General features: G+C 41.7%; 21 protein-coding genes. 8 read left to right on the forward strand and 13 right to left on the reverse strand.

What is annotated here, in order from left to right; translation table 11 throughout:
- Positions 1 to 27: 27 nt before the first annotated feature.
- Both ACHFIY_RS05915 and ACHFIY_RS05920 read left to right on the forward strand, forming a co-directional pair.
- Complete coding sequence (locus ACHFIY_RS05915) at positions 28 to 789, forward strand: phosphosulfolactate synthase (protein WP_410845143.1); 762 nt, start codon at positions 28 to 30, stop codon at positions 787 to 789.
- Between the two features lie 219 nt (positions 790 to 1,008).
- Positions 1,009 to 1,767, forward strand: a complete 759-nt coding sequence (locus ACHFIY_RS05920; RefSeq protein ID WP_410845144.1) for a shikimate dehydrogenase family protein — start codon at positions 1,009 to 1,011, stop codon at positions 1,765 to 1,767.
- Between the two features lie 177 nt (positions 1,768 to 1,944).
- Here ACHFIY_RS05920 and plsX read toward each other — a convergent pair whose 3' ends face one another.
- Genes plsX through ACHFIY_RS05935 form a run of 3 tightly spaced genes read right to left on the reverse strand, consistent with a single transcriptional unit; the run spans position 1,945 to position 3,730 of the window.
- Positions 1,945 to 2,907: a phosphate acyltransferase PlsX gene (plsX, locus tag ACHFIY_RS05925; protein ID WP_410845145.1), complete on the reverse strand. Its 963-nt coding sequence runs from the start codon at positions 2,905 to 2,907 to the stop codon at positions 1,945 to 1,947.
- Between the two features lie 32 nt (positions 2,908 to 2,939).
- A complete protein-coding gene (gene rpmF / locus ACHFIY_RS05930; protein WP_410845146.1) occupies positions 2,940 to 3,134 on the reverse strand; it encodes a 50S ribosomal protein L32 in 195 nt (64 codons plus the stop codon).
- Between the two features lie 56 nt (positions 3,135 to 3,190).
- The gene (locus tag ACHFIY_RS05935) at positions 3,191 to 3,730 is read right to left on the reverse strand and encodes a YceD family protein (RefSeq protein ID WP_410845147.1); all 540 of its coding nucleotides are present in this window, start codon (positions 3,728 to 3,730) and stop codon (positions 3,191 to 3,193) included.
- A 97-nt stretch (positions 3,731 to 3,827) separates the two neighbouring features.
- Between ACHFIY_RS05935 and ACHFIY_RS05940 the strand changes: the two genes are divergently transcribed.
- Positions 3,828 to 4,934, forward strand: a complete 1,107-nt coding sequence (locus ACHFIY_RS05940; RefSeq protein ID WP_410845148.1) for a DUF3810 domain-containing protein — start codon at positions 3,828 to 3,830, stop codon at positions 4,932 to 4,934.
- A complete protein-coding gene (locus ACHFIY_RS05945) occupies positions 4,918 to 5,397 on the forward strand; it encodes a TspO/MBR family protein (RefSeq protein ID WP_410845149.1) in 480 nt (159 codons plus the stop codon). The genes ACHFIY_RS05940 and ACHFIY_RS05945 overlap by 17 nt, the downstream gene beginning before the upstream one ends.
- A 21-nt stretch (positions 5,398 to 5,418) precedes the next feature.
- Here the strand turns inward: ACHFIY_RS05945 and ACHFIY_RS05950 are convergent, their stop codons facing one another.
- The 4 genes from ACHFIY_RS05950 to ACHFIY_RS05965 all read right to left on the reverse strand — a co-directional run bounded on the left by ACHFIY_RS05950 (position 5,419) and on the right by ACHFIY_RS05965 (position 14,092).
- Positions 5,419 to 6,435 carry a PorP/SprF family type IX secretion system membrane protein gene (locus tag ACHFIY_RS05950; protein WP_410845150.1) on the reverse strand — a complete coding sequence of 339 codons (1,017 nt, stop codon included), beginning with the start codon at positions 6,433 to 6,435 and terminating at the stop codon, positions 5,419 to 5,421.
- Entirely contained in the window at positions 6,436 to 10,242 is a 3,807-nt protein-coding gene (locus ACHFIY_RS05955) for a DUF7948 domain-containing protein (RefSeq protein WP_410845151.1), read from the reverse strand.
- A complete protein-coding gene (recG, locus tag ACHFIY_RS05960) occupies positions 10,224 to 12,335 on the reverse strand; it encodes an ATP-dependent DNA helicase RecG (protein WP_410845210.1) in 2,112 nt (703 codons plus the stop codon). Before recG ends, ACHFIY_RS05955 begins: the two co-directional genes overlap by 19 nt.
- Before the next feature lie 1,010 nt (positions 12,336 to 13,345).
- Positions 13,346 to 14,092, reverse strand: coding sequence for a menaquinone biosynthetic enzyme MqnA/MqnD family protein (locus ACHFIY_RS05965; protein WP_410845152.1), 747 nt, complete (start codon positions 14,090 to 14,092; stop codon positions 13,346 to 13,348).
- 423 nt (positions 14,093 to 14,515) lie between these two features.
- On the opposite strand from ACHFIY_RS05965, the gene purB reads away from it, so the two are divergent.
- Positions 14,516 to 15,859 carry an adenylosuccinate lyase gene (gene purB, locus ACHFIY_RS05970; protein ID WP_410845153.1) on the forward strand — a complete coding sequence of 448 codons (1,344 nt, stop codon included), beginning with the start codon at positions 14,516 to 14,518 and terminating at the stop codon, positions 15,857 to 15,859.
- Between the two features lie 88 nt (positions 15,860 to 15,947).
- Here purB and ACHFIY_RS05975 read toward each other — a convergent pair whose 3' ends face one another.
- Positions 15,948 to 17,063 (reverse strand): BT_3928 family protein, encoded by a 1,116-nt coding sequence (locus ACHFIY_RS05975; protein ID WP_410845154.1) that lies wholly within the window; start codon positions 17,061 to 17,063, stop codon positions 15,948 to 15,950.
- 132 nt (positions 17,064 to 17,195) lie between these two features.
- Here ACHFIY_RS05975 and folP point away from each other — a divergent pair, with 132 nt between their 5' ends.
- Positions 17,196 to 17,978 (forward strand): dihydropteroate synthase, encoded by a 783-nt coding sequence (gene folP / locus ACHFIY_RS05980; RefSeq protein WP_410845211.1) that lies wholly within the window; start codon positions 17,196 to 17,198, stop codon positions 17,976 to 17,978.
- Here folP and ACHFIY_RS05985 read toward each other — a convergent pair.
- The 4 genes from ACHFIY_RS05985 to ACHFIY_RS06000 form a co-directional block, all read right to left on the reverse strand.
- On the reverse strand, positions 17,975 to 19,474 hold the full coding sequence (locus tag ACHFIY_RS05985; protein WP_410845155.1) for a cryptochrome/photolyase family protein: 1,500 nt from the start codon (positions 19,472 to 19,474) through the stop codon (positions 17,975 to 17,977). The genes folP and ACHFIY_RS05985 overlap by 4 nt on opposite strands.
- 148 nt (positions 19,475 to 19,622) lie before the next feature.
- On the reverse strand, positions 19,623 to 20,174 hold the full coding sequence (locus ACHFIY_RS05990; protein WP_410845156.1) for a UPF0236 family transposase-like protein: 552 nt from the start codon (positions 20,172 to 20,174) through the stop codon (positions 19,623 to 19,625).
- Positions 20,149 to 20,628: a hypothetical protein gene (locus ACHFIY_RS05995; RefSeq protein ID WP_410845157.1), complete on the reverse strand. Its 480-nt coding sequence runs from the start codon at positions 20,626 to 20,628 to the stop codon at positions 20,149 to 20,151. The genes ACHFIY_RS05990 and ACHFIY_RS05995 overlap by 26 nt, the downstream gene beginning before the upstream one ends.
- The gene (locus tag ACHFIY_RS06000) at positions 20,594 to 20,809 is read right to left on the reverse strand and encodes a hypothetical protein (RefSeq protein WP_410845158.1); all 216 of its coding nucleotides are present in this window, start codon (positions 20,807 to 20,809) and stop codon (positions 20,594 to 20,596) included. The genes ACHFIY_RS05995 and ACHFIY_RS06000 overlap by 35 nt, the downstream gene beginning before the upstream one ends.
- Positions 20,810 to 22,084: 1,275 nt before the next feature.
- Between ACHFIY_RS06000 and greA the strand changes: the two genes are divergently transcribed.
- Positions 22,085 to 22,552 (forward strand): transcription elongation factor GreA, encoded by a 468-nt coding sequence (gene greA / locus ACHFIY_RS06005; RefSeq protein ID WP_410845159.1) that lies wholly within the window; start codon positions 22,085 to 22,087, stop codon positions 22,550 to 22,552.
- Between the two features lie 123 nt (positions 22,553 to 22,675).
- Positions 22,676 to 23,071 (forward strand): HIT family protein, encoded by a 396-nt coding sequence (locus ACHFIY_RS06010; RefSeq protein ID WP_410845160.1) that lies wholly within the window; start codon positions 22,676 to 22,678, stop codon positions 23,069 to 23,071.
- A 115-nt stretch (positions 23,072 to 23,186) separates the two neighbouring features.
- Here the strand turns inward: ACHFIY_RS06010 and ACHFIY_RS06015 are convergent, their stop codons facing one another.
- The gene (locus ACHFIY_RS06015; RefSeq protein WP_410845161.1) at positions 23,187 to 23,615 is read right to left on the reverse strand and encodes a hypothetical protein; all 429 of its coding nucleotides are present in this window, start codon (positions 23,613 to 23,615) and stop codon (positions 23,187 to 23,189) included.
- Between the last annotated feature and the right edge of the window lie 233 nt (positions 23,616 to 23,848).

Consider the following 23,848-nt stretch of genomic DNA (forward strand, 5'->3'; position numbering starts at 1 on the left):
TGCCCGTCTTTACAAATTACGGCATATATGAATTTCAATTTATCTCAAATACCTTTCCGCACCGAGCAGCCACGGGCTAATGGCATAACCATGGTGATGGACAAGGGGCTTAGCCTAAGGGAAGTGCACGATTTCATGAGCGTTGGTGGGCCACATGCAGATATTATAAAACTGGGTTTTGGCACGGCCTTCGTTACGCCCAACCTACGCGAGAAAATTCAGGCATACCAAAGCTACGATGTGCCTATTTATTTTGGCGGCACATTGTTCGAGGCATTTTTGATTCGCAATCAATTTGCCGATTTTATTGCCATTTGTAAAGACTATGGTATCACGCATGTGGAAGTAAGCGATGGCTCTATCAACATACCCCATGCCGAAAAATGTGGGTACATTGAAAAATTGACCCAGCATTTTACTGTATTAAGCGAGGTTGGGAGCAAGGATGCTGCCCACATTATACCTCCTTACAAGTGGATAGAACTTATGCGTGCTGAACTGGAAGCAGGTTCGTCTTATGTAATTGCCGAGGCAAGGGAAGCGGGCAACGTGGGCATATACCGTGGCAGCGGCGAGGTAAGGGAAGGTTTAGTACAGGAAATACTTACACAGATACCAGAAGAAAAAATCCTGTGGGAAGCCCCTCAGAAAGCACAGCAACTCTACTTTTTGGAACTGATAGGCTGCAATGTAAACCTCGGCAATATTGCTCCCAACGAGGTGGTACCTTTAGAAACCATGCGCTTGGGACTTAGGGGTGATTCCTTCCATCTTTTCCTTACGAAGTGAGTAGGGAAGTTGTACGTTTTAAGTTATACGTTGTACGTTTTGATTTGTATGTCGTAGAAATAACTGCCCAAAGTTGTACTTGCTAAAAACCCTGAAAGGGTTAAACAACAGTAGCCACGGGTGAAAACCCGTGGTGGGCGGAACCCGTCGTGGGTGTAAGTAGCAATTCCTCATAACAATAAGCAACAATATTTTTTTGCATTTATTAATCCAGCAAATATGGTTAACAATACAATTGATGAAAGCAAGCGGCTGTTTGCCATTATCGGTTTCCCGTTAACGCATTCTTTTTCTGAAAGGTATTTTACTGATAAATTTATCAGGGAAGGAATTACCGATGCTTTGTTTAATTCATTTTCTATTGAAGATATTGATAGCCTACACCATATAGTGGCAACGCATACAAACTTGCATGGCTTTGCCATTACCATACCCCACAAAAAAAATGTGCTTGCTTTCTTGAACGAAGCAACTACCGATGTGCAGCAAATGGGGGCTTCTAATTGCGTGCGGATAAAAGATGGCAAACTATCTGGTTTCAACACAGACGTGGTGGGGTTTGAACAATCGTTTATTAAAAAGCTACAGGCACACCACAGGAAAGCATTAATTTTGGGCAGTGGCGGCGCAGCGGCGGCCGTTGAATTTGTATTGAAAAAACTAGGCATTGTTTACCAGTTTGTTTCCCGAAAGAAAGGAGCTGACAATCTTACCTACAGCGAGTTAACACCCGAAGTAATGGAGGACTATACCGTAATTATCAATACAACACCCTTAGGCACTTTCCCGAAAATAGACGATGCCGCAGCTATACCTTATACCTTATTAACCGATAAACATTATTTGTTTGACTTGGTATATAACCCCGCAGAAACCAAATTCTTGCGTCTGGGCAAAGAACAAGGTGCAGCAACCGAGAATGGATATGAAATGCTGGTGATACAGGCAGAAGAGAACTGGAAAATATGGAATAGCTAGCTACATTGTTATTTTTCACCACATAGGCACATAGTACACATAGGCAAAAAATAAAAAGAGAGGTGACATAGTTAATTGCTTGCTTTTCTAGCTTCCATAGTCATGTAAGGAAGCTAGCGATAAAGTAAAAACTCTTTTCTTTATGTTTTCGTGCCCCTCTGCCAAAAAATAATAGTCTTACGCTTGTGATTCCGCAATAGAACTAAACCTTTCCTTTATCTTCCCACACAAATCAGTCTCAACCATTTTAATGGCAAGGCCAAACATATTGTTGAAAGCCTTTGCTGTGCTTATGCCATGACCTATCACCACTGGTTTTGCCACGCCAATAACGGGTGAACCACCATAGTTTTCATAGTGGAAGCGTTGCATGTAGCTGTCTTTATGAATTCCTTTTAGCTCGGCGAGGTCGTAAAAGGTCTCGGCTAGTTTTAGTACGATATTACCTGTAAAGCCATCGCACACCATCACGTCGGCCTTGTCGCTGAAAAAGTCTCGGCCTTCTAAGTTGCCAATGAAATTGATAGAGGTGTTTTCTTTTAGCAATGGGTATGTGGCTTGGGAAAGGATATTGCCCTTGCCTTCTTCTTCGCCAATATTAATCAAGCCAACCGTGGGGGTGGCAACATTGAATATATAGTGTGAATACAAGCTGCCTAGTATGGCAAACTGGTTCAGGTGTTCTGGCTTGCAGTCAGCATTCAGGCCTGCATCTAGCAGCACGCCATCGCCGCCATTTATTTTGGGCAGCACACCGCTAACTACTGGGCGAAGTACCCCTGGCAGCACTTTGATGGTGAACATGGCACCAACCAGCATAGCACCCGTGTTGCCAGCACTAATAAAAGCATCTATCTGCCCAGTTGCCAATAGCTTGAAGCCAATAACAATAGAGCTTTGTTGCTTTTCTTTAAAAGCCTTGGTAGGGTGATCGTGGTAGCCAATTGTTTCAGAGGCATGTACAAAATGCAAATGAGGCGAAGAAATACCATACTCCTCCAGCAGGGGGCGTATCACTATTTCATCACCTATGCAATATATATTTACCGGAGCTGCATTGGCTTTTAAGTACAAGTGGATACCTTTCACTGCTTCTAGCGGTGCAAAATCTCCTCCCATCATGTCAATACCAATGTTCATGTGCGGAAACTAAGTAATTAAAACTAAAAAGGTTACGCTTTCAACGGTGCTTTTTCAGAAACCAATTTGCCTTTGTAGAATAATTTGCCTTCGCTTACATGCGCACGGTGGCGTGTATGCAATTCGCCAGTAGTGGTGTCTTTGCTCAATGTAACTTCTTGTGCTACATAGTGTGTCCTTCTTTTAGCGCTCCTTTGTTGTGAGTGCCTGCGTTTGGGATTCGGCATAATGCTTAATTTATAAAATCAAAAAAATTGTTATCGTTATTTAAATAAAAACCTTGTTATAAATCCTTAAACTTTTCCAGCCCTTTCCACAAAGGGTTGGCCAGTTTGTTTACTTCTTCCTCCATTTGTTTCAACTTGGCAAGCACTTCCTTGTTACACTGCCCCCCGCCTATTTCTTCATCGCTGCACATTTTTTGCAACGGGATGGATAGCGAAACAAATTCATATATCCAGTCAGCAATTTTCAGGTGGCTTTCGCTCCTGCTGATATAATAAATATCAGGATCTTCCTCCTGCTGGTTCATGGTATCGGGGTCATCTACCATTTTTACAATGATGTTGAACTCCTCCCACAATTGCTTGTCAAGCGGGTTGCTGCACCTATCGCAAACCACCGCTGCATTCCCATCAATGTCAAATTTCAATTGGAGGAAACCATTTTTCTTGTCCAATTGTAGTTTAACGATTGCCTCACAGTCAATAAAATCTTGTTCGCCATAGGCTGCAAAGAACTTATTATCTATCTTGTATTCAAAATCATGAACACCGGGCCTTAAACCCACAAACGCTATTTCAAACTCTCTACGGTTGCTCATGTCCGTTTTTTTTGGTGGGCAAAGGTAATGTTCTATATCCGAACGGCAAAAGGTAATTTTAAAATTTAGCTAAATTACTGGATATTTACACTTCTGTATGGGGCAAAATAAAAAAAACAATTATTTTTTGTGGTCAATTGCATTGGAATGGGCTGTTCCTGCCCTTTTAATTGTGCTTTTGAAAGCTGTTTCCCACTATCCTCACTTCATAGAAAATGTTTATTCAACTGGTTTTTATACATATATAGCTTATTTGCAAAGGGTATTGTTTGGCTGGCTGCCTTTTAGCATTGGGGATGTTATGTACTCTTTTCTTTGGCTATTGCTAATTTTTTATGTGGGCAAAGTTATTTGGATGCTTGTTAAAAAGCAATATAGCTGGGCATTGCTAGGGATGCATGCAAAAAAATTATTGAAAACCTGCTTATGGGTATATATCGTGTTCAATGTATTATGGGGGCTAAATTATACCCGCTTGGGCATTGCTTCTCAATTAAAATTAGATAAAACAAGTTATACCGATGAGGAACTAAAAGATTTGGCTTGCGACCTTGCAGAACAACTAAACGAAACAAGGGCTGCCCTTGGCGATAGCAATTATATATACCCCAAAGGGGATGCTTTGTTTGCCCAGGCCTATAGTGGCTACCAAAAGCTAGCACCTCAATTCCAGTTCCTACAATACAAGCATTTATCAGTAAAGCAATCTTTGCTAAGCTGGTTGATTAGCTATGCGGGGTACTCTGGTTATTACGACCCTTTCAGCGGCGAGGCACAGGTAAACAGGGATATGCCAGGCTTTGTGATGCCCTTTGTTACCTGCCACGAGATGGCTCACCAGCTTGGCTATGCCAGCGAGAGCGAGGCCAATTTTGTAGGGTATCTGGCATGTATGCACTCGGATAACCTGCTATTAAAATATTCTGGTTTGTATGAATTGTTTACTACTGCCAATGGCGAGTTGCTTGAAAGGGATTTTTGGCCAGCCTTGCTCAATTATAAATCCCTAAGCCCGTTGGTGAAAAGGGACAGGAAAATTTACCGGGAATATATTTTGGGAAAACAAAACAACCTCGAGCCTGTTATCAAAAATGTGTATGACCAATATTTAAAAGCCAACCAGCAAAGGGGCGGCATTAATAGTTACAATGAAGTGGTTGGTTGGTTAATTGCCTACAGAAAGAAATATGAAAAAGCCAGATAAAATAAAGTTAGCCCTGTCGCTTGCACTTACGGTAGGCACGGGTGCTATTGCAGGCATTTGCACGGCCACGCAAATAAACAGTTGGTATATTGGTTTGCAAAAGCCATTTTTCAATCCCCCGAATGCGGTATTTGCCCCTGTTTGGACATTCCTCTACCTGTTGATGGGCTATAGTTTTTATTTGGTGTGGAAAGACCCTGCCGACGATGCCGCAAAAAGCAGTGCTATTGCTATCTTCTTTGTGCAATTAGCTGTAAACCTTAGCTGGTCATTTGTTTTCTTTACAGCCCATGCTATTGGTTGGGCATTGGTTGACATTGCTGTGCTGTGGGTATTAGTAAATATTACTATCGGCTTTTTCAACAGGCAAAGCAAGCTGGCCGCTTGGTTATTGATACCTTACATGCTTTGGGTAAGCTTTGCTGGGGTACTGAACTATGCCTTGTGGATGCTGAATAAATGAGGTCTGAGTTGTTACAGTGGTTTAAAACTTCACTGATGTACATTTCATGTCCCTGTGCGACTTGGTATATACGCCGCTCTTTACAATAGAAATTTCATACCCACCTTGCCTGCCATTGTAGTTGCCAAGGGCAGAAGTGGTAACATCGTAATTAATGGTCATTTTCAGGTCGTTTACTTGGTAGCCTAGCATCGGCACTATGGCGTCTTTATTTCTATAATACAAGCCTAATATCAATTGTTGTGTACCATCGCCACTTAAATCCCTATTGGCATTCATGCCTAGTACTAACTCGCTGGAGCCAGCAGACTTGCTGATATACATATTAGGATTCAATATCCATAGGTCGTTTATTTTATAGTTGCCGTTTACAAACACCGTATAGCGTGGCGGCACTTTCTGGTCTTCTACATTGGCAGAGAAAAATTTCTCAGAAGGCTGGTTGATGTGCAAGGCACTAACACCAATATTCAAATAGGCTATATCGGAAATAAACCATGCGTAATTTAGCCCCACGTTCAAATCAAAATAGTTTACATTATTAGTCGCCAATGTTTCCCCGCCACTATTGCCAAAACCCTGGCCAATATCAGACCATTGCCCGTCAAAAACCAACTTTGTATTGTCTATCCTTTTGTTTACGATACCACCACTAAACCCTAGGCTTAGCAAGCTTGCATCTGCTATCATTTGATGATAAGCGATTGCCCCATAGCCTTTTAGGCTTGTAAGGCTAGCAGACCCAGCTTGGTCCTTGTACAAAGCACCGCCAATGCCTACCCAACCATCGGCAATACGTTCGGTAAATAGTTGCGCATCTCCCCACAGGGTCATGGTTTTGTAAGGGTTGGCAATTAAATTTGCCCATTGGTTGCGGTAGCTGCCCCCAACCCGGTAGTCGTAGTCGGGATTAAAACCAGCATTTGCTGGGTTCACCAACAATGGGTTGTTGAAATATTGCGAGAAATGCAAATCCTGGGCAGTAGCACTGCCACAGCCTGCAACCAGCAATAAAAATATATACAGTATGGTTTTCATTTATTTTATTAAGGTTATATCGCCTGTTTTGCTATAAGTAGTGCCATCACTATAGGTTATTTCCAATGTATAACTATATACGTCCGGTGCCTGTATTTGGCCTTTGAACCTGCCATCCCAAACAGCCGTTTTATTCGATGTTTCAAATATCAATTGCCCCCAGCGGTTATATATTTTCCAGTGCATTTTTTCTATCCCAAAACCACGCACCTGCACGATGCGGTTGTTGCCTGTACTGCTCGGAGCAATAGCGTTTGCCACATCTACCAATGGTTTTACAATAGCCCTTAGGGTTTGTACCGTGTCAGCAAAGCAACCACCATCGTTAAATGCAGTAAGCGTAATCCTATAATACCTAGACGCATTAAACAAATGCGGGGGCGGGTCGCTGTATTTAGTAGTAATCAGCGTGTCGCCATCATCAAATGTCCACTCATATTTAATAGCCCCAGTGGATTCGTTGGTAAATGTTACTGGCTCGTTTGATTTAGGTGGATTTGGCGAATATGAAAAACTAGCAAAAGGCTTTGGCTTGGTGATAAGCGTGAATTTAAAAGTGTCTGTTTTATTACATGTAGAATTGTCAAAAGCGAATAGCTGTATAACAAAAGTACCTGCGGTGGCAAAATGATGTGTTACCGTTAAATCAGAACCTGTGTATTGAGGCGACTTATCCCCAAAGTCCCAAGTGAACGTTTCACCCCCTTTGGAAGCATTTGTAAAAACGGCATCAAAAGGCGCACAACCAATAGAATCAGCTTGTATAATGGCTTGCAGTTTGTCTGCAATCCTTACAATAACTCCTACAGAATCGGGGGCGTTGCAATAGGTTTGGTCTGTTAACACAAGGCTTGCCTTGTAGGTGCCGGGTGCAAGGTACTTGTGCCTTATAGGCGTGCCGGGGCTAAGAAAGTCCTGGCTCCCATCGCCATAATAAACTGTAAAGCTATTGCTTTGGAAGGGAGTTCCTGCCGTGGATGTATTAGTAAATTCATAAGTAGTTGACTTGCAGCCTGTTCCATCGTTAAACTTTTCAGCGGTAAACCCAAGCGTCGCCTCGTTATTGCCTACTTTAATGGTAACCTGAGAAGTGTCTGCTGCATTACAGGTAGTTGGGTCTTTAGAAATTAAAGTGGCCACATAACTGCCTACTGCATTATAGGTATGGGTTATGGTAGGCTGGTTAGTAGATACAAATCCTGGGCCATCCCCAAAATTCCATTGATAGGTTTTGCCTTCTGCCAGCGTGTCTGTAAAAATTACTGTTAATGGCACGCAGCCAAATTTTTTGCCCGGCACACCTTTGATGGAAGACTTTACCGCAGCCCCGATGCCAGCCAGATTAAATGCAATTTTAATGGCAGCCAAGTTGCAGCCTGTACCGGAGCCATTGTTGGGGTAGGCAGAAGTGGGGCTTGTTGGAAATATGCCTACTGGCCCACCACAATTGGCACATACCGACTGGTAAATAACGCCTTCTTTGTCAAACCTGCTGGTACCACCATCCACATGGTCGGGATAGTTACCTCCGTTCTGCCCAAAAAAACTGCCATACAATTGGCTGTTCGCATTGCGCTCCAGCACAAAAAAGTAAAAATCGCTGCCGTCTGTTTTTGGTTGACTGGCATTTCTAGTTACAGAAAGCCCGACAGTGCCGCTGCTGGGGTATTGTGGACCTTGGCCGTCAAATCCGCTATTGCCTTTGCCACCCCAGCCAGACACATACACATTCTCGCAGCGGTCAACCAAAAATGCTGTTGGCGAAATATTAGGGGCAAAACTGTTTGCTGTTCCAAAAGTGGTAGAATAAATAAAGCCGTTTAAATCGGGCTGGAGTTTTGCGATAAACTGCTTGCCCCCTGCCTGCTTAAATTGCACATTGCCTGTGGTGCGCCAGTTGCCAAAAGTAGTACCCATGATGTATGGAAAGCCATACTTGTCATACTGAACGCCAAATACCATGTCAGTACTTGGCGTGCCGAGGTAGGCAGAACGCAATATTCGGCTGCCATCATTGGCCATGATAGTTAGAAAGCCATCGCATACCCCACCTTGGAACCTGTTAAAAAGCGTATCTGTCCCATAATTACCCGGGAAATCCCTGCTTGCCGTGCCACCTGCCACTGCCAGCTCGCCATTAATGGGGTTGATGGCCAACACATAGGCAGCATCATCCCCACTGCCCCCTAAAAAAGTGCTGAACAAAATGTTTTGCAAATCTGGCGATGTTTTAATAACCACAGCATCTTGATACCTGCCATTTGTTGGTTGTGAAGGCGTTGTTTGTATAGCATTTGGTGTAACTAGGAAATCTGTTGATTGGGTACACGATGCCAAATAAATATTTCCAAGACTATCGATAATTACCTCGCTTCGCGAATCGTCGCCATAGTTCAGCCTTAAAGAAATAACCCCTGAATTGTCGCCACTAACAGGATATTTGTTACGGATATTTACCCCATCGTTTCCTGACCCACCAATTACCCTGGACCCAACCAGGCCTGTGCCTGCGGCATTTAGCTTGGTAATGTATATATCAAAATTACCATCTCCGTTAGGGGGGCCATAATGCCCAATATTAAGCGGGTAAAGCGGAAAATTGGCAGATGTTGTTTTTCCTGCTACAATCAAATTAAAATCATTATCCACCACCATGCTATGTGGGTACTCGTTCCTGCTCCCACCCAAATATGTTGCATAAATCCTTTTCGTGCCAAAAGAATTAAATTTCATGATGCCAATATCAAAACCACCGCCTCCTTCGCCAGTGCCATCGTCGCCACCTGCATAGCCAGTTTGGAATGCCCCGTTAGAAACTGGGAAACCATCGCCAAACACAATGCCACCTGCATAAAAATTGCCACCTGCATCGTAGGTAGCCGTATATCCCCAGTTGCTGGACTTGCTGCCACTAAAGGAACAGAAAATAAATTGTGGGTCAATAATCAGCGTGGCATCTTTTGCAATGGCATCTTTCACATCAAAATGCACGATATTACCATTTAGCTTATAACTGCACTCTACTTCTTTTTTGCCCGTCTTGGTGCTGAACTGATAGCTGTAAGGGATGCTTTCTTTTATTTCGCCAACCGATGTTTTCACTGCTAATTGCCCTTTGCTTACAGATAGGGCATCTGCCCCGTCAATATAGGCTACTATATTGCTGGCATCGCCGCCGGGGTTCACAATAAAATCATATTTCAGGTTGCCCCGGTCGGTATAGTACCTTATGTCTATATTGGGGTAAATATTTTTAAACGTAACCGCATTAAATATCCTGCAATTACCAGCCCATTTTGTTGAGTCTGTGCCTATTAGGTAGTTGTTATAGCTATCCAGTGGTTTATCAGGTAATGCTTGCGGGTGAGGGTTGCTATTTAAAAATTTTATTTCATATACATGGCCTTGCATACTAAAAGAAATATCATTTGCAGGAATGGGCAGCTTTGCCTGTGCTACTATGCTTGCTTTGGTGAGGTCTTGCGCATTGCGAAGAGTACTAGCCTGTGCAGCGTTTTCATACGGGTGTATTTGTTGGTTCATGTGGTCTAGGCTTTGCTGGCTATACAGCATTACCCTGTACCCCCCATCTGGCTTTAGCACAAAAGCCCCTGTGCTCATCTCGCCTTTAAAAGCGATGTTTTTGTCCCACTGCCCTTTGTTTTCAACAAATTCCAGGTTTTGCTGGGCTAAAATATCCGTATGGGCAAGCAAGGAAAAGAAACCAACAAACAATAACCATTGCTGTTTTTTAAAGAATTGTGATAGCGGAAAAATAATATATTGTATTATGATATTTTGCTCCATCGGGTTTTTCCCTTTTGTTTTTGTAAGAAATTTTTTAACGGCAAATTTTCAGCCATGTTTAGGTTTTCGTCTTTTTCTACTATCCCTGCTGCTACTGTTTTTGCCTGTTCAAGCAAGTCTTTGTCATTTACTAGCGAAACCAGCTTAAAGTTCAATGCTCCGCTTTGCCGGGTGCCTTCTATGTCGCCGGGGCCACGCAGTTCTAAATCCTTCTCTGCTATTTTAAAACCATCATTGGTCTCACACATTATCTTGATACGTTCCCGCCCTTCCCTGCTTACTTTATCCCCTGTTAAAAGGATGCAAAAACTTTTCTCGCTGCCCCTGCCAACCCTGCCCCGCAACTGGTGCAGCTGCGACAAGCCAAATTTTTCGGTGCTTTCTATCACCATCACGCTGGCGTTTGGCACGTTTACGCCCACTTCTATAACAGTGGTGCTTACCATAATGTTGGTTTCGCCTTTTACAAAGCGATCCATATTTGTTTGTTTCACCGCAGGGGTTTGCCGCCCATGCACCATGCTAATAACATACTTAGGATCGGGGAAAAAGCTTTTCACCTGTTCGTATCCTTGCATCAGGTCTTCATAACTCATTTTCTCGCTTTCTTCAATCAATGGGTAAATGATGTATGCCTGCCTGCCTTTGGCTACTTCCGTGCGGATAAATTCCATCACGCTTGCCCTTGCCTTTTCATTACGGTGCACGGTTACAATGGGTTGCCTGCCTGGTGGAAGCTCGTCCATCACGCTGTAATCTAGGTCGCCGTAAGCGGTCATTGCTAAGGTACGGGGAATTGGCGTAGCAGTCATTACCAAAATGTGGGGCGGTATAGCCGCTTTTTGCCAAAGCTTAGCCCTTTGAGCAACGCCAAAGCGGTGTTGCTCATCTACTACCACAAAACCTAGATTGTTAAATTGTACAATGTCTTCCAGCAAAGCATGTGTGCCCACTACAAAATGCAGCGACCCATCCAGTAGGGCAGCGTGTATTTCCTTTCTTTTTTTTGTTTTGGTGCTGCCTGTAAGTAGTTCTATTTTCAGGCTCATGCCTTCCAGCAAGCCACTCAGCCCATTGTAATGTTGCTGTGCCAGCACTTCCGTTGGTGCCATGATGCAGCTTTGAAAGCCATTGTCGGCAGCAAGCAACATGCTCAAGAGGGCAACAATAGTTTTGCCGCTGCCAACATCGCCTTGCAGCAAGCGGTTCATTTGGTGCCCAGTGGCGGTGTCGTTCCTTATTTCTTTCAATACCCGCTTCTGGGCATTGGTGAGTTGAAAAGGCAAGTGATGGTTGTAAAATGTATTGAAGTAATTGCCTACTTTTTCAAACACCAATCCCCTACTGCTTTTATGCCTTTGAAGCCTTACGAGCTGCAGGCGCAGCTGTGCTACAAAAAATTCCTCAAATTTCAGCCGGTGCAACGCCCCTTCAAAATCTTCGGGCGAGGAAGGGAAGTGTATTTTGTAATACGCTTGGAATCGTGGCAATAGCTGCAACTGCTGCAAAATGTTGCTGGGTATGTTTTCGTCTATGTCTTTTTCCTTTAGCTGGCTAAAAAGTTGTTTGGTAAGGCCAGCTATTTGCCGCCCGCTTAGGCTGCGGGCTTTTAGTTTCTCGGTGCTGGAATAAACAGGTTCCAACACCGTTTTTGCGCCCGCCTGTGCTGGCACAAACACTTCCATCTCGGGGTGTACTATCTGGGGCTTGCCATTAAAAAAGCCCACTCGGCCATATACTAAGTATGTAGTACCTTGTACCAAATTTTTCTCAACCCAGTTTATGCCCTGGAACCAAGCCAGCTCCAGCACGCCGCTGCTATCTTGCAATTGCCCTACCAAACGCCTTGCCCTGTTTTCGCCTACCGAACCTATATACACCAGCTTGCCCACTACTTGTGCAAACTCCATGTCGCCATGTATATCAGCAATTTGGTTGATTTTTGTTTTGTCAATATGCCTATGCGGGAAATGGTTCAGCAAATCCTCGAAGGTATAGATGCCCAGTTCCTTTTTTAGCAGGTCGCCACGCAGTGGTCCCACGCCTTTCAGGTATTCGATAGGGGTAGCTAATATGTGGTTTACGGGCGTGATAGGCTAATTGTTTTGGTTACAAATATCTGCCTTGGGTGGTAAAAAACTTACTTAGAAGGAAATTTTACCATAATAGAAACATATATGGAATATTGTAAAAATAGCTTTTCCATAACCACTTTCATTTTTAAAGGGTACATAAAACTTTTTCGCTTTGTCCTGATAAGCCCCAATCTATAAAAACCTTATTTTTGTGCTAGGAATGCACTTGATACAAACTACTTACCAAACTAGTGCCTCGGCATCCTAATCGTAGTTCTTTTGTTACTAATATTAAGATAGTTGTAGTCCCCAAATTTGGTCTTGTATTTATGGCTATAAAATACGCACAAATCAGGCACAAAATGAGCATAAATTACGCACAAAGCAAGCATAAAATAAGCACAAAATAAGCACTTAAATTTGATCTTGTTGTTGATAATCAATGGTTTATAAGCGTGGTAACGATTTTTGAAAAAAGAAACAGCGTAAAAATCCCACAAAAATGGCAAAACTGAAACTATTTTAATAAAAGCAAGATAAAAAATATATTATTAAAAATATGCAAATATTATCCCCTTGCCATGTGCTTATTACCTTTTCATTTGGGTAACTTGTTCTGGCCTTTCGGGAGGGGTGCGGTTTGGCTGGCTTGATTTTTCAATAAAAAAGCGAAAAAGTTTTATGCACCCTTTTTAAACCCAGATTTTGCAGTTGACTTCGTTATGAAAGACTCAAGTGCAATAAAGACAAGTACCTGAGTCAATTTTTTGGCTGAAAACATAGTACACTATGTTGAGGTCAAAAAATCAAGCAAGTGCATGTCTTTGAAGTTGTTGGGTATTGCAATAGATTTCAACTGCAAAATCTGGGTTAAACAAGTATTTGAAAGCGGAGGGCTATCCTTTTGTAAGGTTAGGTATTCCAAGATAAGCATTGTATGTTCATAAAGCACTAAGGGTTGCTTTTTGTAATCGAATTTGGAAATGAAATCAAGGCCTTCTTCCTAATCGTAGCAAAAGCAACGCACACTATAAAATCCGCTTCAATTTTTCTAGAAACAAAGCTAACCCCTTCCTCTTTTCGGCCGTAAGGGCATAGCTGATATTCTGTGTATAATATGTTTTTAAATTATAGTGTTTATAATTTTGCTCGGCAATTACTTCATTAATATGCGCAATGCCTAAAGCATTGGCTTTATTAAATTCCTCAATAAAACTTTCGGGCAAAGTTTTATTGGCAATCCAAGCAGCAAATACAAAGGGCAAACCTGTGAAATTTATCCAAGCCTCGGCCAAATCATAAACATAAGTGGAAATCAATCTTTGCTCAAACGCCCTGTCGCCTATTACCACGCCGGCAGTAGTGCCTTTAATCTGATGTTGATAGCCTTCTTTTGCATCTACCAGTAGCACGTCTTTTTTCCAATGCTCCTTCATCAATACTTTCAGCAGGTTTACAGAAGTGCGGCTTTGATAATCGAGCAATACCGTTTCTATCTGCTCAATAGGCACTTCGCTAAACAGGCACACGGTAGCTACGGCTCCTTCGGCACCAATGCAATAATCCGTAACTATATGCGATTCTTTCAATTTCGGGATGATAGCCACAGGCACCAGCCCTATGTCTATCGTGCCATCTACCAGCCAGCCTGCAATTATAGATGGGTATGCTTCCACCAATTCTATGCTATCAATTAGCCCACTTTTATGAATGCCGTGCAGCAAAGGTTTTGTATTCAGGTAACTTACTGCCCCAACTTTTATCTTCTTCTCCAAACTAACATTATTTTCTTTGCCACAAAAGCACAAAGCCCTTCGTGCTTATTTCTGTCTTCGAGTCTTTGTGGCAATATTATTTCAAACCGCAAAGAAAACATTTTATAGGGGTACAACAGGTGTTAATATAATACATTCGCAATTTATAAGGTAGCCGATGTCATTTTGCACCTGTTTTGGAGCAATAGTATGCATACAATTTTTTAGGTCTTTTCGTGTATTTCAAATAGGTAGCGCAAGTGAAATTTATCATTAAACCACTTGCATTTTGTCAACCTTTGGCTCCCACTCGCCTTTGGAAAAGGGGTTGTGGGGTGAGGTTTACACGCTATAAGGCAATATTTGCTTCAATGAGATTTATGTATATACTTCTTTTGGTGAGAGGGTGAGGCTACCTGTTTTATTGCTTAAATTTTGATAATTATGGAACTGAATAACCTGACCGCAATTTCGCCTATCGATGGCCGCTACCGCAAGCAAGTAGCTTTTTTAGGAGAATATTTCTCCGAGTTTGCATTAATCAAGTACCGAGTATTCGTTGAGGTAGAATATTTTTTGTTTTTGGGTGATAAAAAGTTTTTTAAGCTTAGTACTGCTGTAAAACAGCAATTAAAAGATTTAGCTGCCAACATCAACTTGGAAGATGCCCAAAAAATAAAAGACATTGAGGCTATTACCAATCACGATGTAAAGGCCGTGGAATATTTTATAAAAGAAAAACTAGATGTGCTTGGCATTGGCAGCCTAAAAGAGTGGGTGCATTTTGGCTTGACCTCACAAGACATTAACAATACTGCCATCCCCCTTAGCTGGAAGCATTGCATGGAGCAGGACTACCTGCCTGCCGTTGCCAATATACAGCAGCACTTACAGCAATTGGCAACCGCATGGAAAGCAATACCCATGCTAGCCAAAACACATGGGCAGGCTGCGTCGCCTACTATCCTAGGAAAGGAAATAATGGTATTTACAGAACGCATTGCCAATCAGGTACGGTTATTTTCCTACACTCCCTATTCAGCTAAATTTGGTGGGGCAACGGGCAATTTTAATGCGCATCACATTGCCTTCCCTAACAAAGATTGGGTAAATTTGGGCAATAAATTTGTGGATAGCCTAGGTTTGGAAAGGATGCAGTTCACCACGCAAATAGAGCATTACGACAACCTTGCGGCACATTGCGACAGCATCAAGCGTATCAATACTATTTTGATAGATTTGTGCCGGGATATATGGACATATATCAGCATGGATTATTTCAAACAAAAAACAAAAGCAGGGGAGGTTGGTTCCTCTGCCATGCCGCACAAAGTAAACCCAATAGATTTTGAAAATGCAGAAGGCAACCTTGGCATTGCCAATGCCCTGCTGGAACACTTTGCCGCAAAACTGCCTATTAGCCGCCTGCAAAGAGACTTGACAGACAGCACCGTGCTGCGCAACCTTGGCGTGCCTGTGGCACATACACTATTAGCCATTAAAAGCCTGGAAAAAGGGTTGGGTAAATTATTGCTGAACGAAGCGAAAATAGCTGCCGACCTAGAAAATAACTGGGCAGTAGTGGCAGAAGCCATACAAACAATTTTGAGAAGGGAAAACTACCCCAACCCATACGAGGCATTGAAAGACCTTACCCGTGGCAACAATGCCATTACCAAGGCATCCATGCACAAATTTATCAATAACCTTTCTGTAAGCGATGCCATAAAAGAAGAATTATTGGCAATTGCACCAACAAATTATACGGGGGTGCTGGCTGAGTTTTAGGTTCTAATGGTTGCCAACCTTCAAAAGGTTGGCAACCATTAGAACCTAAATGTATCCTTACTTAAGACTTACCACTTATGACTTACGACTAAAGCCTCTTCAACATCTCCAGCCCATTCAGCACTTTATTCAAATCCTGTGAACTTATTTTTTTAAAGATGGTCGCATTGTTCATCAGGAAAATAGTACTATTAGTCCGGGCGGCCGTTTTTACGGTGGTAACATCGCAACGAAGCACGGTAACGTTTTCTTTCTCCAATCTTTTTATTTCATCTTCACCTTGCGAGGTAACGTAGAAAAATGGCAGGTGGTTGGCACTGCAATAGTTTTTTATCTGCGTTAAAGAAAGCAGCCATTTATCAAAATTGGACGGGAAGGTGTTGCCAATCATCAGCACATACTTTGGCGTGGCAAACAATGCCTGTGTAGTATCGTTGCCACTAGCGGTTTGCAGGGCAAAGTCTGTAATTTTTGCCTCTCCCGTGCCTTTCCTTATTAGTTTGTCAAAGCGGTTTATGTATTCATAAGTACTGTCAAAATCGGCTGGGAAATGGCTTTGGTCAAACTCAATAGTCTTGCCATTTTTTTTGTACTGGTAGGTAATCACAGTGCTGTCTGGCACATAATTCTTGGGTTTTTGCATTTGCTCTACAATGTTGTTGCCAGCTTTAAAGGGTAGGCAATCCACAAAAGGCAGGTAATTCAACACAATATCCTGCGCAAAAATACTAGCCACTAGGCTAAGCATCAGTATGGCATTGGTTACAAAGCGGTTGAAATATGGTTTAATGTCTTTATTATAAACAAAAAGAACAACAATAAGCACCAGCAAAACCAAATCTTTGGCAAAACTCATGGCGGGCGTTAATGGCAGGCAATCACCTAGGCAGCCACAGGTTTTTATTTTGCCGCTTAGCAAAGCGTAGCCTGTGAGAAAAGTAAAGAATACAATCAGTACTAGCAAAATACGGCTTATCAGGCTCATCCTGAAACCCAGCAACAGGCCAATGCCGCAGCCTACTTCTAGCACGTTCATCATAATAGAGAGCCCAAGGGAAAAGTTATTGAAGAAAGGTATGCCCCATACTTCAAAAAACTCCTGCATCTTAAAACTAAGCCCAAGGGGGTCGTTTATTTTTACCAAGCCTGAGAAAATAAAAAGCAAGCCAACTATCCAACGGATGATCAATAAAGTGTTTTTCATGCAACAGCACCAGTTTATATAGTCAATAATTTCAAATGGGGTAACTTTACGGCATTGCAAGATAATAGAAACGAGAGAATGTTTAGACTAAACTGTGCTGGAAGGTTGTTAACATTTAACAAACCCATCGTGATGGGGATAATCAATGTTACCCCCGACTCTTTTTATGCCCATAGCAGGCAACAAACCATTGACGCTGTAATTTTAAAAGCGGGGCAATTATTGCAGGAAGGCGCAACTATCCTTGACATTGGCGGCCAAACAACAAGGCCTGGCAGCGAGCCTATTGATGCCGATACGGAAATCAATAGGGTAGTGCCTGTAATAGCGCAATTGTCTGCCGCTTTTCCCCATGCTTATATTTCTATAGATACTTATTATGCCGCCGTAGCCAAGGAAGCTGTTGCGGCCGGTGCGATTATTGTAAACGATATAAGCGGCGGCACCATGGATAGCAGCATGATACCCACCGTTGGCCATCTAAATGTCCCCTACATCTGCACTCATATACAAGGGACCCCAAAAACGATGCAGCAAAACCCAGTTTATGGCAATGTGGTAACCGAAGTATTGGATTTTTTTATAGAGCGGAGCGATACCTGCACAAAAGCGGGCATAAAAGATTTGATTATAGACGTTGGCTTTGGCTTTGGCAAAACTATTGAGCATAATTATCAACTGCTAAAATGCCTCTCTAGCTTTGCCATGCTAGGAAAGCCCTTGCTTGTTGGCGTTTCTAGAAAAGGGATGGTGTACAAGCCCCTTGGCATTACCGCCGAAAGAGCCCTGAATGGCACTACGGTTCTGCATACGCTGGCCTTGCAGCAAGGGGCAAATGTTTTAAGAGTACACGATGTGAAGGAAGCGATGGAAGTGGTGCAGTTGATGGAAGTAGCGGGTTATTTTGCATATTAAAGTGAATCAAGGAATTGCTTTGCATTGTTCAAATGTGCTTGCTGTTTCGTACTAGGCATTTTATCAAAAGTCATCACCAGCATCCCTAGCCTAGGGTTCTCCAAAAAGAAATCCCTGTGCATGTGCATAAATCGCCAGAACAGCCCGTCCCACACATTTTGCCATTCCCCTTTTTTATAATCGCTCATTTTCATCAAGTAATTGCTGCCGCTAATGTATGGCTTGGTAGACATCAACCCGCCATCGGCAAATTGGCTCATGCCATACACATTGGGTACCATCACCCAGTCGTAAGCATCTATAAACATTTCCATGAACCAACTATACACTTCATTGGGGTCAAACTCGCATAGCAACATAAAGTTTCCCAATACCATCAGCCGTTCAATGTGGTGGCAGTAGCCAGTGTCCAACACTTTTTTTATGGTTATGTCTATCGGTGCTATGCCTGTAGTGCCATCCCAAAAAGAAGCAGGTATTTTCCGTGTAAACCCCCAGTAGTTTTTTGTCCGCTCTTCCCGGCCTTTCAATTCATACAAAGCCCTTATAAATTCCCTCCAGCCAATAATTTGCCGTATAAAGCCTTCTATAGAATTCAAGGGTATTTGTTCATGGCTGGCATATAGTAAGGCCTCTTCAACAATAAATTGAGGGGTTAATAAGCCTACATTCAGCATAGGTGCTAAAACACTGTGGTGCAGCACACTTTCGTTTGAAAGGATAGCATCCTCATAAGCACCAAACTCGGAAAACCTTAACTTAAAAAAAGCTTGCAGCCAAGTTTTGCTCTCGGGATAAGTGCATGGGTACGCAAAATCGCTATTCAGCTTGCCATAGTTGTTGGGAAAATATTGCTGCGTGTAGGCAATTGCCTCTTCATAAAACATATTGGGCTTTAAAAAATCGCATCTAGGCGGCGTTTTACCTTTAGGGTATTTCAAGCGGTTCTCATCGTCAAAACTCCATTTCCCCCCAATGGGGCTTTGTTGTTTTTCCAGCAATAAGTTCCTGCTTATCCGCTGGTGCTTATAAAAATCGGTTTGGAACATCCTTTTCTTGCCAGAAAAATATACCGCATTGTCTTCTGAGGTATTCAGGAATAGTGGTGTGCGGTTTTTATTTATCCCAATGCCATTATCCTTGCAGGCTTTATGAATCCTTTGCTCAAGCCAGTAATCGGTTGTGTCTATATATTCTAGGGCAGTAACCCCTTGTATTTTTAAATATGGGATTAGTTTCCTTACATCAGCCAAATCACTGAACGAGTCGATATAAACTACAGTAACTTTTTTTGATTGGAGGTAATGCTCATAAAATTTCATGCTCGCCCTGTGAAAAGCAATTTTCTGTTTGTGAAAATTGTATTGCATGAAGTACAACCACTCCTCAACCAAGTAAATGGTGTCGCATGTTGTGGCGAGTATGTTTTGGTCGAATAATTGATGTGGGAAAATGATACCTGTCTTGCTCATATTGTATGTTTTCTTGCCCTGCATATATCGCTGCCCTATTTTACTTCATCGTATTTCTTCTACCATTTAAACAAACACTTACCTTAAGTCATAGCTTATAAGGTAAAACTAGGCTAATTCTTTTTTTGTAGTGCTGGGGGTTTTCGCTTGGGTGCATAAAAGTTTTTCGCATTTAAGCGGCTTTTATGGAATTTTTGGTAAATCCAGTTACTGTATCCCAATTTTCATTTAGATATATTGCTTTGAGGTTAATCATGTGCTGTCCGCCCTCCTTGCTCCACCTTTGCCCAGCATTTTTCATCCGGTTTTGTATCAATGTCCTATGTGCAGATTCTACTGCCCCAGAACCTATTATCCCAGCCCCTATTGTTCTATATTTCTTATAATCCATCCGCTTTATATTAGGTTCATAGTAAGCTATCAGCTTTTCAGCAGCATCCTTGCTTTTTCCTGTTGCGGCTATCCTTATATTCCCAATTACTGTTTCTATTTGGCTTTCCAACAATAAGGCTGCCTGCTTTTCTGCCCATAGCGAACCTTGCGCCTTATCCCCAAACGCCGCCTCCTTAAATTGGTGCAAATGTTCCAGTGCATGATAATAATCCAAGATTGCGATTGAACCCGGATAGGCGTCCTCTATCCAGTTCCTTATCCATGTAGCACCGTCTGAGAGGAACACCAATTGCTTGTCGGGGACTTCATAGTTGCCCAGTATTGTATCCACATTGGCAGTGAACAGTTTGCTTCCCCCCCAGATGCCCGTAATACTGTGAATGCCTTATCCAGCTTGCATCCCCGTTAGGGTCGATACAGTCCGATGACTTGAACAGGCGTGCCACCTTCACTTCTTTCCAGCCATCGTCCCTTGTGAACAACATGGAACCGTCAACGGCAGCATACAACACTTCTTGGCTTTTCACGGTAGGCAGGCTGGGCTTCAAAAGAACCGAGTCGTCCCCACATGAAGCACCATAAAAGTCGGTAATCGTATTGACCTGCATAGCGCTGACCCCTATGCCCAGAAAGCGTTTCACTATGTCATTCCCCTGCTCGTAAACATCCAATTGCCCTGCATACGTGATTAAGTCCTGCAGCAGCGGGCTGTACCGGAACCCATTCACATTGCTACTAAAGCAATGCGAATTACTGATTACTATTGTCCCGAGGGTAGTTTGCAAAGTTTTTTTTTCGCTTGTCATTGGGTAGCTCCCCGAGATTAGCAGACAGGATGTCCTGACCCATCTTTCTTAAAATGGCTACAAATTCTTTCTCATAATCATAGAAATTATCTAACCCATTCAAGGCATCGATAGAATCATAATGTTTGGAGGCTAGGTCAAGAAAACACGCTTTTGTCATAATTAATTACATAATGTTCCCTTATAAAACGTATTAACAGCCTACTTTAGTATGTAAATAAGCGAAAAACTTTTATGCACCCAAAGGGTGCATAAAAGTTTTTCGCTTTGCTAGTACAAAGCTAACTGTATAGGATGAAAACATCTGTTTGATTGGGCTGATGCCATCGGCATCAAACGTTTATAGAAAACAGTTGATACACAACACATATGCGACCCCTTCGGGGTCGAAGGATAGCGGGCTTTTTGATTTCTATGAACGTAAAATCCCGATGGGATTAGCATTTAGATTTATCAAAATGCGGGTGGCTGTAGCGAAAAACTTTTATGCACCCTTTTAGATACGGTGCATAAAGTTTTCGCTTGGGCTCCTATTTTTGATTTGTGCTGGAGCGTACCCTAATTTATAAAAACCTTATCTTTGTTGTATAATTGCACTTGGCAAAAAGCATTTACAAAGCTAGTGTTCCGTCAGTCTTATCGTAGTTCTTTTTTTATTAATATTAAAATAGTAGTTTTTGAAAATTAGGGTATTATAATTCCTTGTCAATAAATTATCACTTTACTATCATAAAATGATTAGTTTATTATCAGCTTCCTATCAATAAATTATCAGTAACTGATAGTAAAATTATCATAAATTATACTTTTTTTTCTACTAAAAATCCACTAATATTATTGATAATCAATGGTTTACAAAGAAGTCGAGGATTAAAAAAAAAATCTGAAGCAGCAAAAAAGACTCAAAATTGGCAAAACTGAAACTATTTTAATAAAATAACCTGCAAAAAGGATATTATAAAAAATATACAACTGCCCCTTTTTTGTCCTTCCCCAGCATACTCCTTCTGCTTTGCATGAATTTGTCGCTACCTTTCTGGATAAGTAGGGGCGGGTAGGAGCAGGGTTGCGCTAAGGTGAATTTTTACTAAAAAAGCGAAAAACTCTTATAAAACAAAGTCATTGCAAATAGTGCTGTAAAGCCCCGAAGGGATGTTATATACTATCGATGGGTATTGCCCATCGAATAAAGAAAAGTGTACCAATGACAAGGTTACTTTTAGCTAAACATCATTTGCTTATTGGGATACTTTTATGCACCCGTTATATTAAGAGTTGTACACAGCAACATCTCAAAAAAAGAATTAGCACCAGATCCGAAAATATTTTTTTCCTATTCTTTTTAATGAATTTTGTATATTTGTACCAATGCAACGCCGCAGTTATCTGCGGCGTTGTATTTTTTTTTGATAACCCCAGATAAAAATAATAGGATATGAGCGAATATGTAACAAAAGAAACGTTTGATAAAATGCGTGAGGAACTGCAGCACATGAAAGGGGTAGAAAGGCCTGCTGCATCCAGGGCAATTGGCGAAGCGCGCGAAAAAGGCGACTTGAAGGAAAATGCGGAATACGATTCTGCCAAAGATGCGCAGGGTATGCTGGAAGCCCGTATAAAACAATTGGAAGGCGTAATTGCCAATGCCAAAATTGTGGATCCTACCACCATCGATATTAGCAAAGTAACCATTTTAACCAAGGCTACTATTACCAACTTGGCTACCAAAAAGGTGCTTACATACCAGATAGTAGGCCAAAAAGAAGCCGATTTGAAAGCAGGTAAAATATCTGCATCCTCGCCAATTGGTGCAGGGTTGTTGGGCAAGGCTGTGGGCGAAATTGCCGAAGTGCAAACACCAACTGGAATCATGAAATTTGAAGTGATGAGTATTTCTATTTAAATAATTGCCACGAAAGCATACGCTTAATGAAGCAGGAAGTTTTAATATATAGCCCCTACATTTGTAGGGGTTTTTCATTAAAATGAATCCTAATTTAAAACTCAAAATTTAAAATAACAATAAGTGACCATTTTTTCAAAAATCATCGCAGGTGAAATACCTTCCTTTAAAATTGCTGAAAATGATAAACTGTATGCTTTTTTGGACATTTCCCCATTAACGCATGGGCACACACTTATTGTGCCGAAAATAGAAGTGGACAAACTCTTTGACCTGCCAGATGATTATTTAGATGGGTTACTTGTTTTTGCGAAGCCAATTGCAAAAGCTATTCAACAGGCATACCCCTGCAACAGGGTAAGCATATTAACTGTAGGGCTTGAAGTGCCACATGCCCATGTGCACCTGATACCCATGAACAGCACCCACGATATGAACCTGATGAATAAAAAATTAACCCTAAGCAAAGAAGAATTGAAAGCAGTGCAGGAAAATATATTGGGATATTTGTACCGCTGATTAAATGATTTGAATGATGACAATAATTATTCCTTGCGGTAGTATATCATTAGCCTTCAAAATATACTACGGTGCAATTTTTTTTTGTTAGTAAAAGGAGGAAGTCTTTGGCAGTTTAGAAAGCCACATTCAAATTGCCGATATAGCCCCACCATTTTGCCCAACGGGAAACTGTTTTAAAGCCCTCCAGCTCGCTATATTCTATTTGGTCCATTTTTACACAAACCATATTGTCGTGCAGGCAATCAGTATTGCCAAATTCTTTTTTTTCTTTTGTAGATTTAACGGCTATGCCTTTGGCAGTTATAAAAAAAGGGTTGCCTTTTTTGTAGAAGAAAAGTTCCACAGGAAAAGTGTCGTCTGTGTGCTTTTGTTCAAAATTGCCATCCAGAGGAAAGTACAACTGGCCGTTGTCGTCCATTACCATGTTTTTCTTGATGCCTAGTACTTGCTTGTGGCTTTCGTCCAAGCAGCGGTACATCATCGCTTGTGCAGAATCTTCAATGCGGTCTTTAATAAATTTTAAGTGTTTATCTGTATTCATGGCATTTTTGTTTATAAAATTAAGGGAAAAAATTGTGCCAACAAACAACAAAAAAACTGTGGATTTTGGTACTCGTTTTCAATATGGATACCATTGGTTTTTGCTACTCAACTACAATTTTGGTTAATTTGCCACTAAGACACGAAGACACAAAGAGGCACAAAGTTTTAAGGGAAGAACAAGAAAAGGAACGGTAAAACTATTGATAACATAAGTTTTACCCTTCCTTTTCT

It is taken from the genome of Parasediminibacterium schistidii, assembly GCF_046546515.1.
In the GTDB taxonomy this organism is placed as follows: Bacteria; Bacteroidota; Bacteroidia; order Chitinophagales; family Chitinophagaceae; genus Parasediminibacterium.

What these genes read in the sequence shown, in the direction of transcription:
- ACHFIY_RS05935 (WP_410845147.1), bottom strand. Translation starts at nt 3,730, where the DNA reads ATGAGCAACCGTAGAGAGTTTGAAATAGCGTTTGTGGGTTTAAGGCCC.
- rpmF (WP_410845146.1), bottom strand. Translation starts at nt 3,134, where the DNA reads ATGCCGAATCCCAAACGCAGGCACTCACAACAAAGGAGCGCTAAAAGA.
- ACHFIY_RS06015 (WP_410845161.1), bottom strand. Translation starts at nt 23,615, where the DNA reads ATGAATACAGATAAACACTTAAAATTTATTAAAGACCGCATTGAAGAT.
- ACHFIY_RS05945 (WP_410845149.1), top strand. Translation starts at nt 4,918, where the DNA reads ATGAAAAAGCCAGATAAAATAAAGTTAGCCCTGTCGCTTGCACTTACG.
- ACHFIY_RS06000 (WP_410845158.1), bottom strand. Translation starts at nt 20,809, where the DNA reads ATGACAAAAGCGTGTTTTCTTGACCTAGCCTCCAAACATTATGATTCT.
- plsX (WP_410845145.1), bottom strand. Translation starts at nt 2,907, where the DNA reads ATGAACATTGGTATTGACATGATGGGAGGAGATTTTGCACCGCTAGAA.
- ACHFIY_RS05975 (WP_410845154.1), bottom strand. Translation starts at nt 17,063, where the DNA reads ATGAAAAACACTTTATTGATCATCCGTTGGATAGTTGGCTTGCTTTTT.
- ACHFIY_RS05940 (WP_410845148.1), top strand. Translation starts at nt 3,828, where the DNA reads ATGGGGCAAAATAAAAAAAACAATTATTTTTTGTGGTCAATTGCATTG.
- greA (WP_410845159.1), top strand. Translation starts at nt 22,085, where the DNA reads ATGAGCGAATATGTAACAAAAGAAACGTTTGATAAAATGCGTGAGGAA.
- purB (WP_410845153.1), top strand. Translation starts at nt 14,516, where the DNA reads ATGGAACTGAATAACCTGACCGCAATTTCGCCTATCGATGGCCGCTAC.
- ACHFIY_RS05915 (WP_410845143.1), top strand. Translation starts at nt 28, where the DNA reads ATGAATTTCAATTTATCTCAAATACCTTTCCGCACCGAGCAGCCACGG.
- ACHFIY_RS05955 (WP_410845151.1), bottom strand. Translation starts at nt 10,242, where the DNA reads ATGGAGCAAAATATCATAATACAATATATTATTTTTCCGCTATCACAA.
- ACHFIY_RS05920 (WP_410845144.1), top strand. Translation starts at nt 1,009, where the DNA reads ATGGTTAACAATACAATTGATGAAAGCAAGCGGCTGTTTGCCATTATC.
- ACHFIY_RS05950 (WP_410845150.1), bottom strand. Translation starts at nt 6,435, where the DNA reads ATGAAAACCATACTGTATATATTTTTATTGCTGGTTGCAGGCTGTGGC.
- folP (WP_410845211.1), top strand. Translation starts at nt 17,196, where the DNA reads ATGGGGATAATCAATGTTACCCCCGACTCTTTTTATGCCCATAGCAGG.
- ACHFIY_RS05985 (WP_410845155.1), bottom strand. Translation starts at nt 19,474, where the DNA reads ATGCAGGGCAAGAAAACATACAATATGAGCAAGACAGGTATCATTTTC.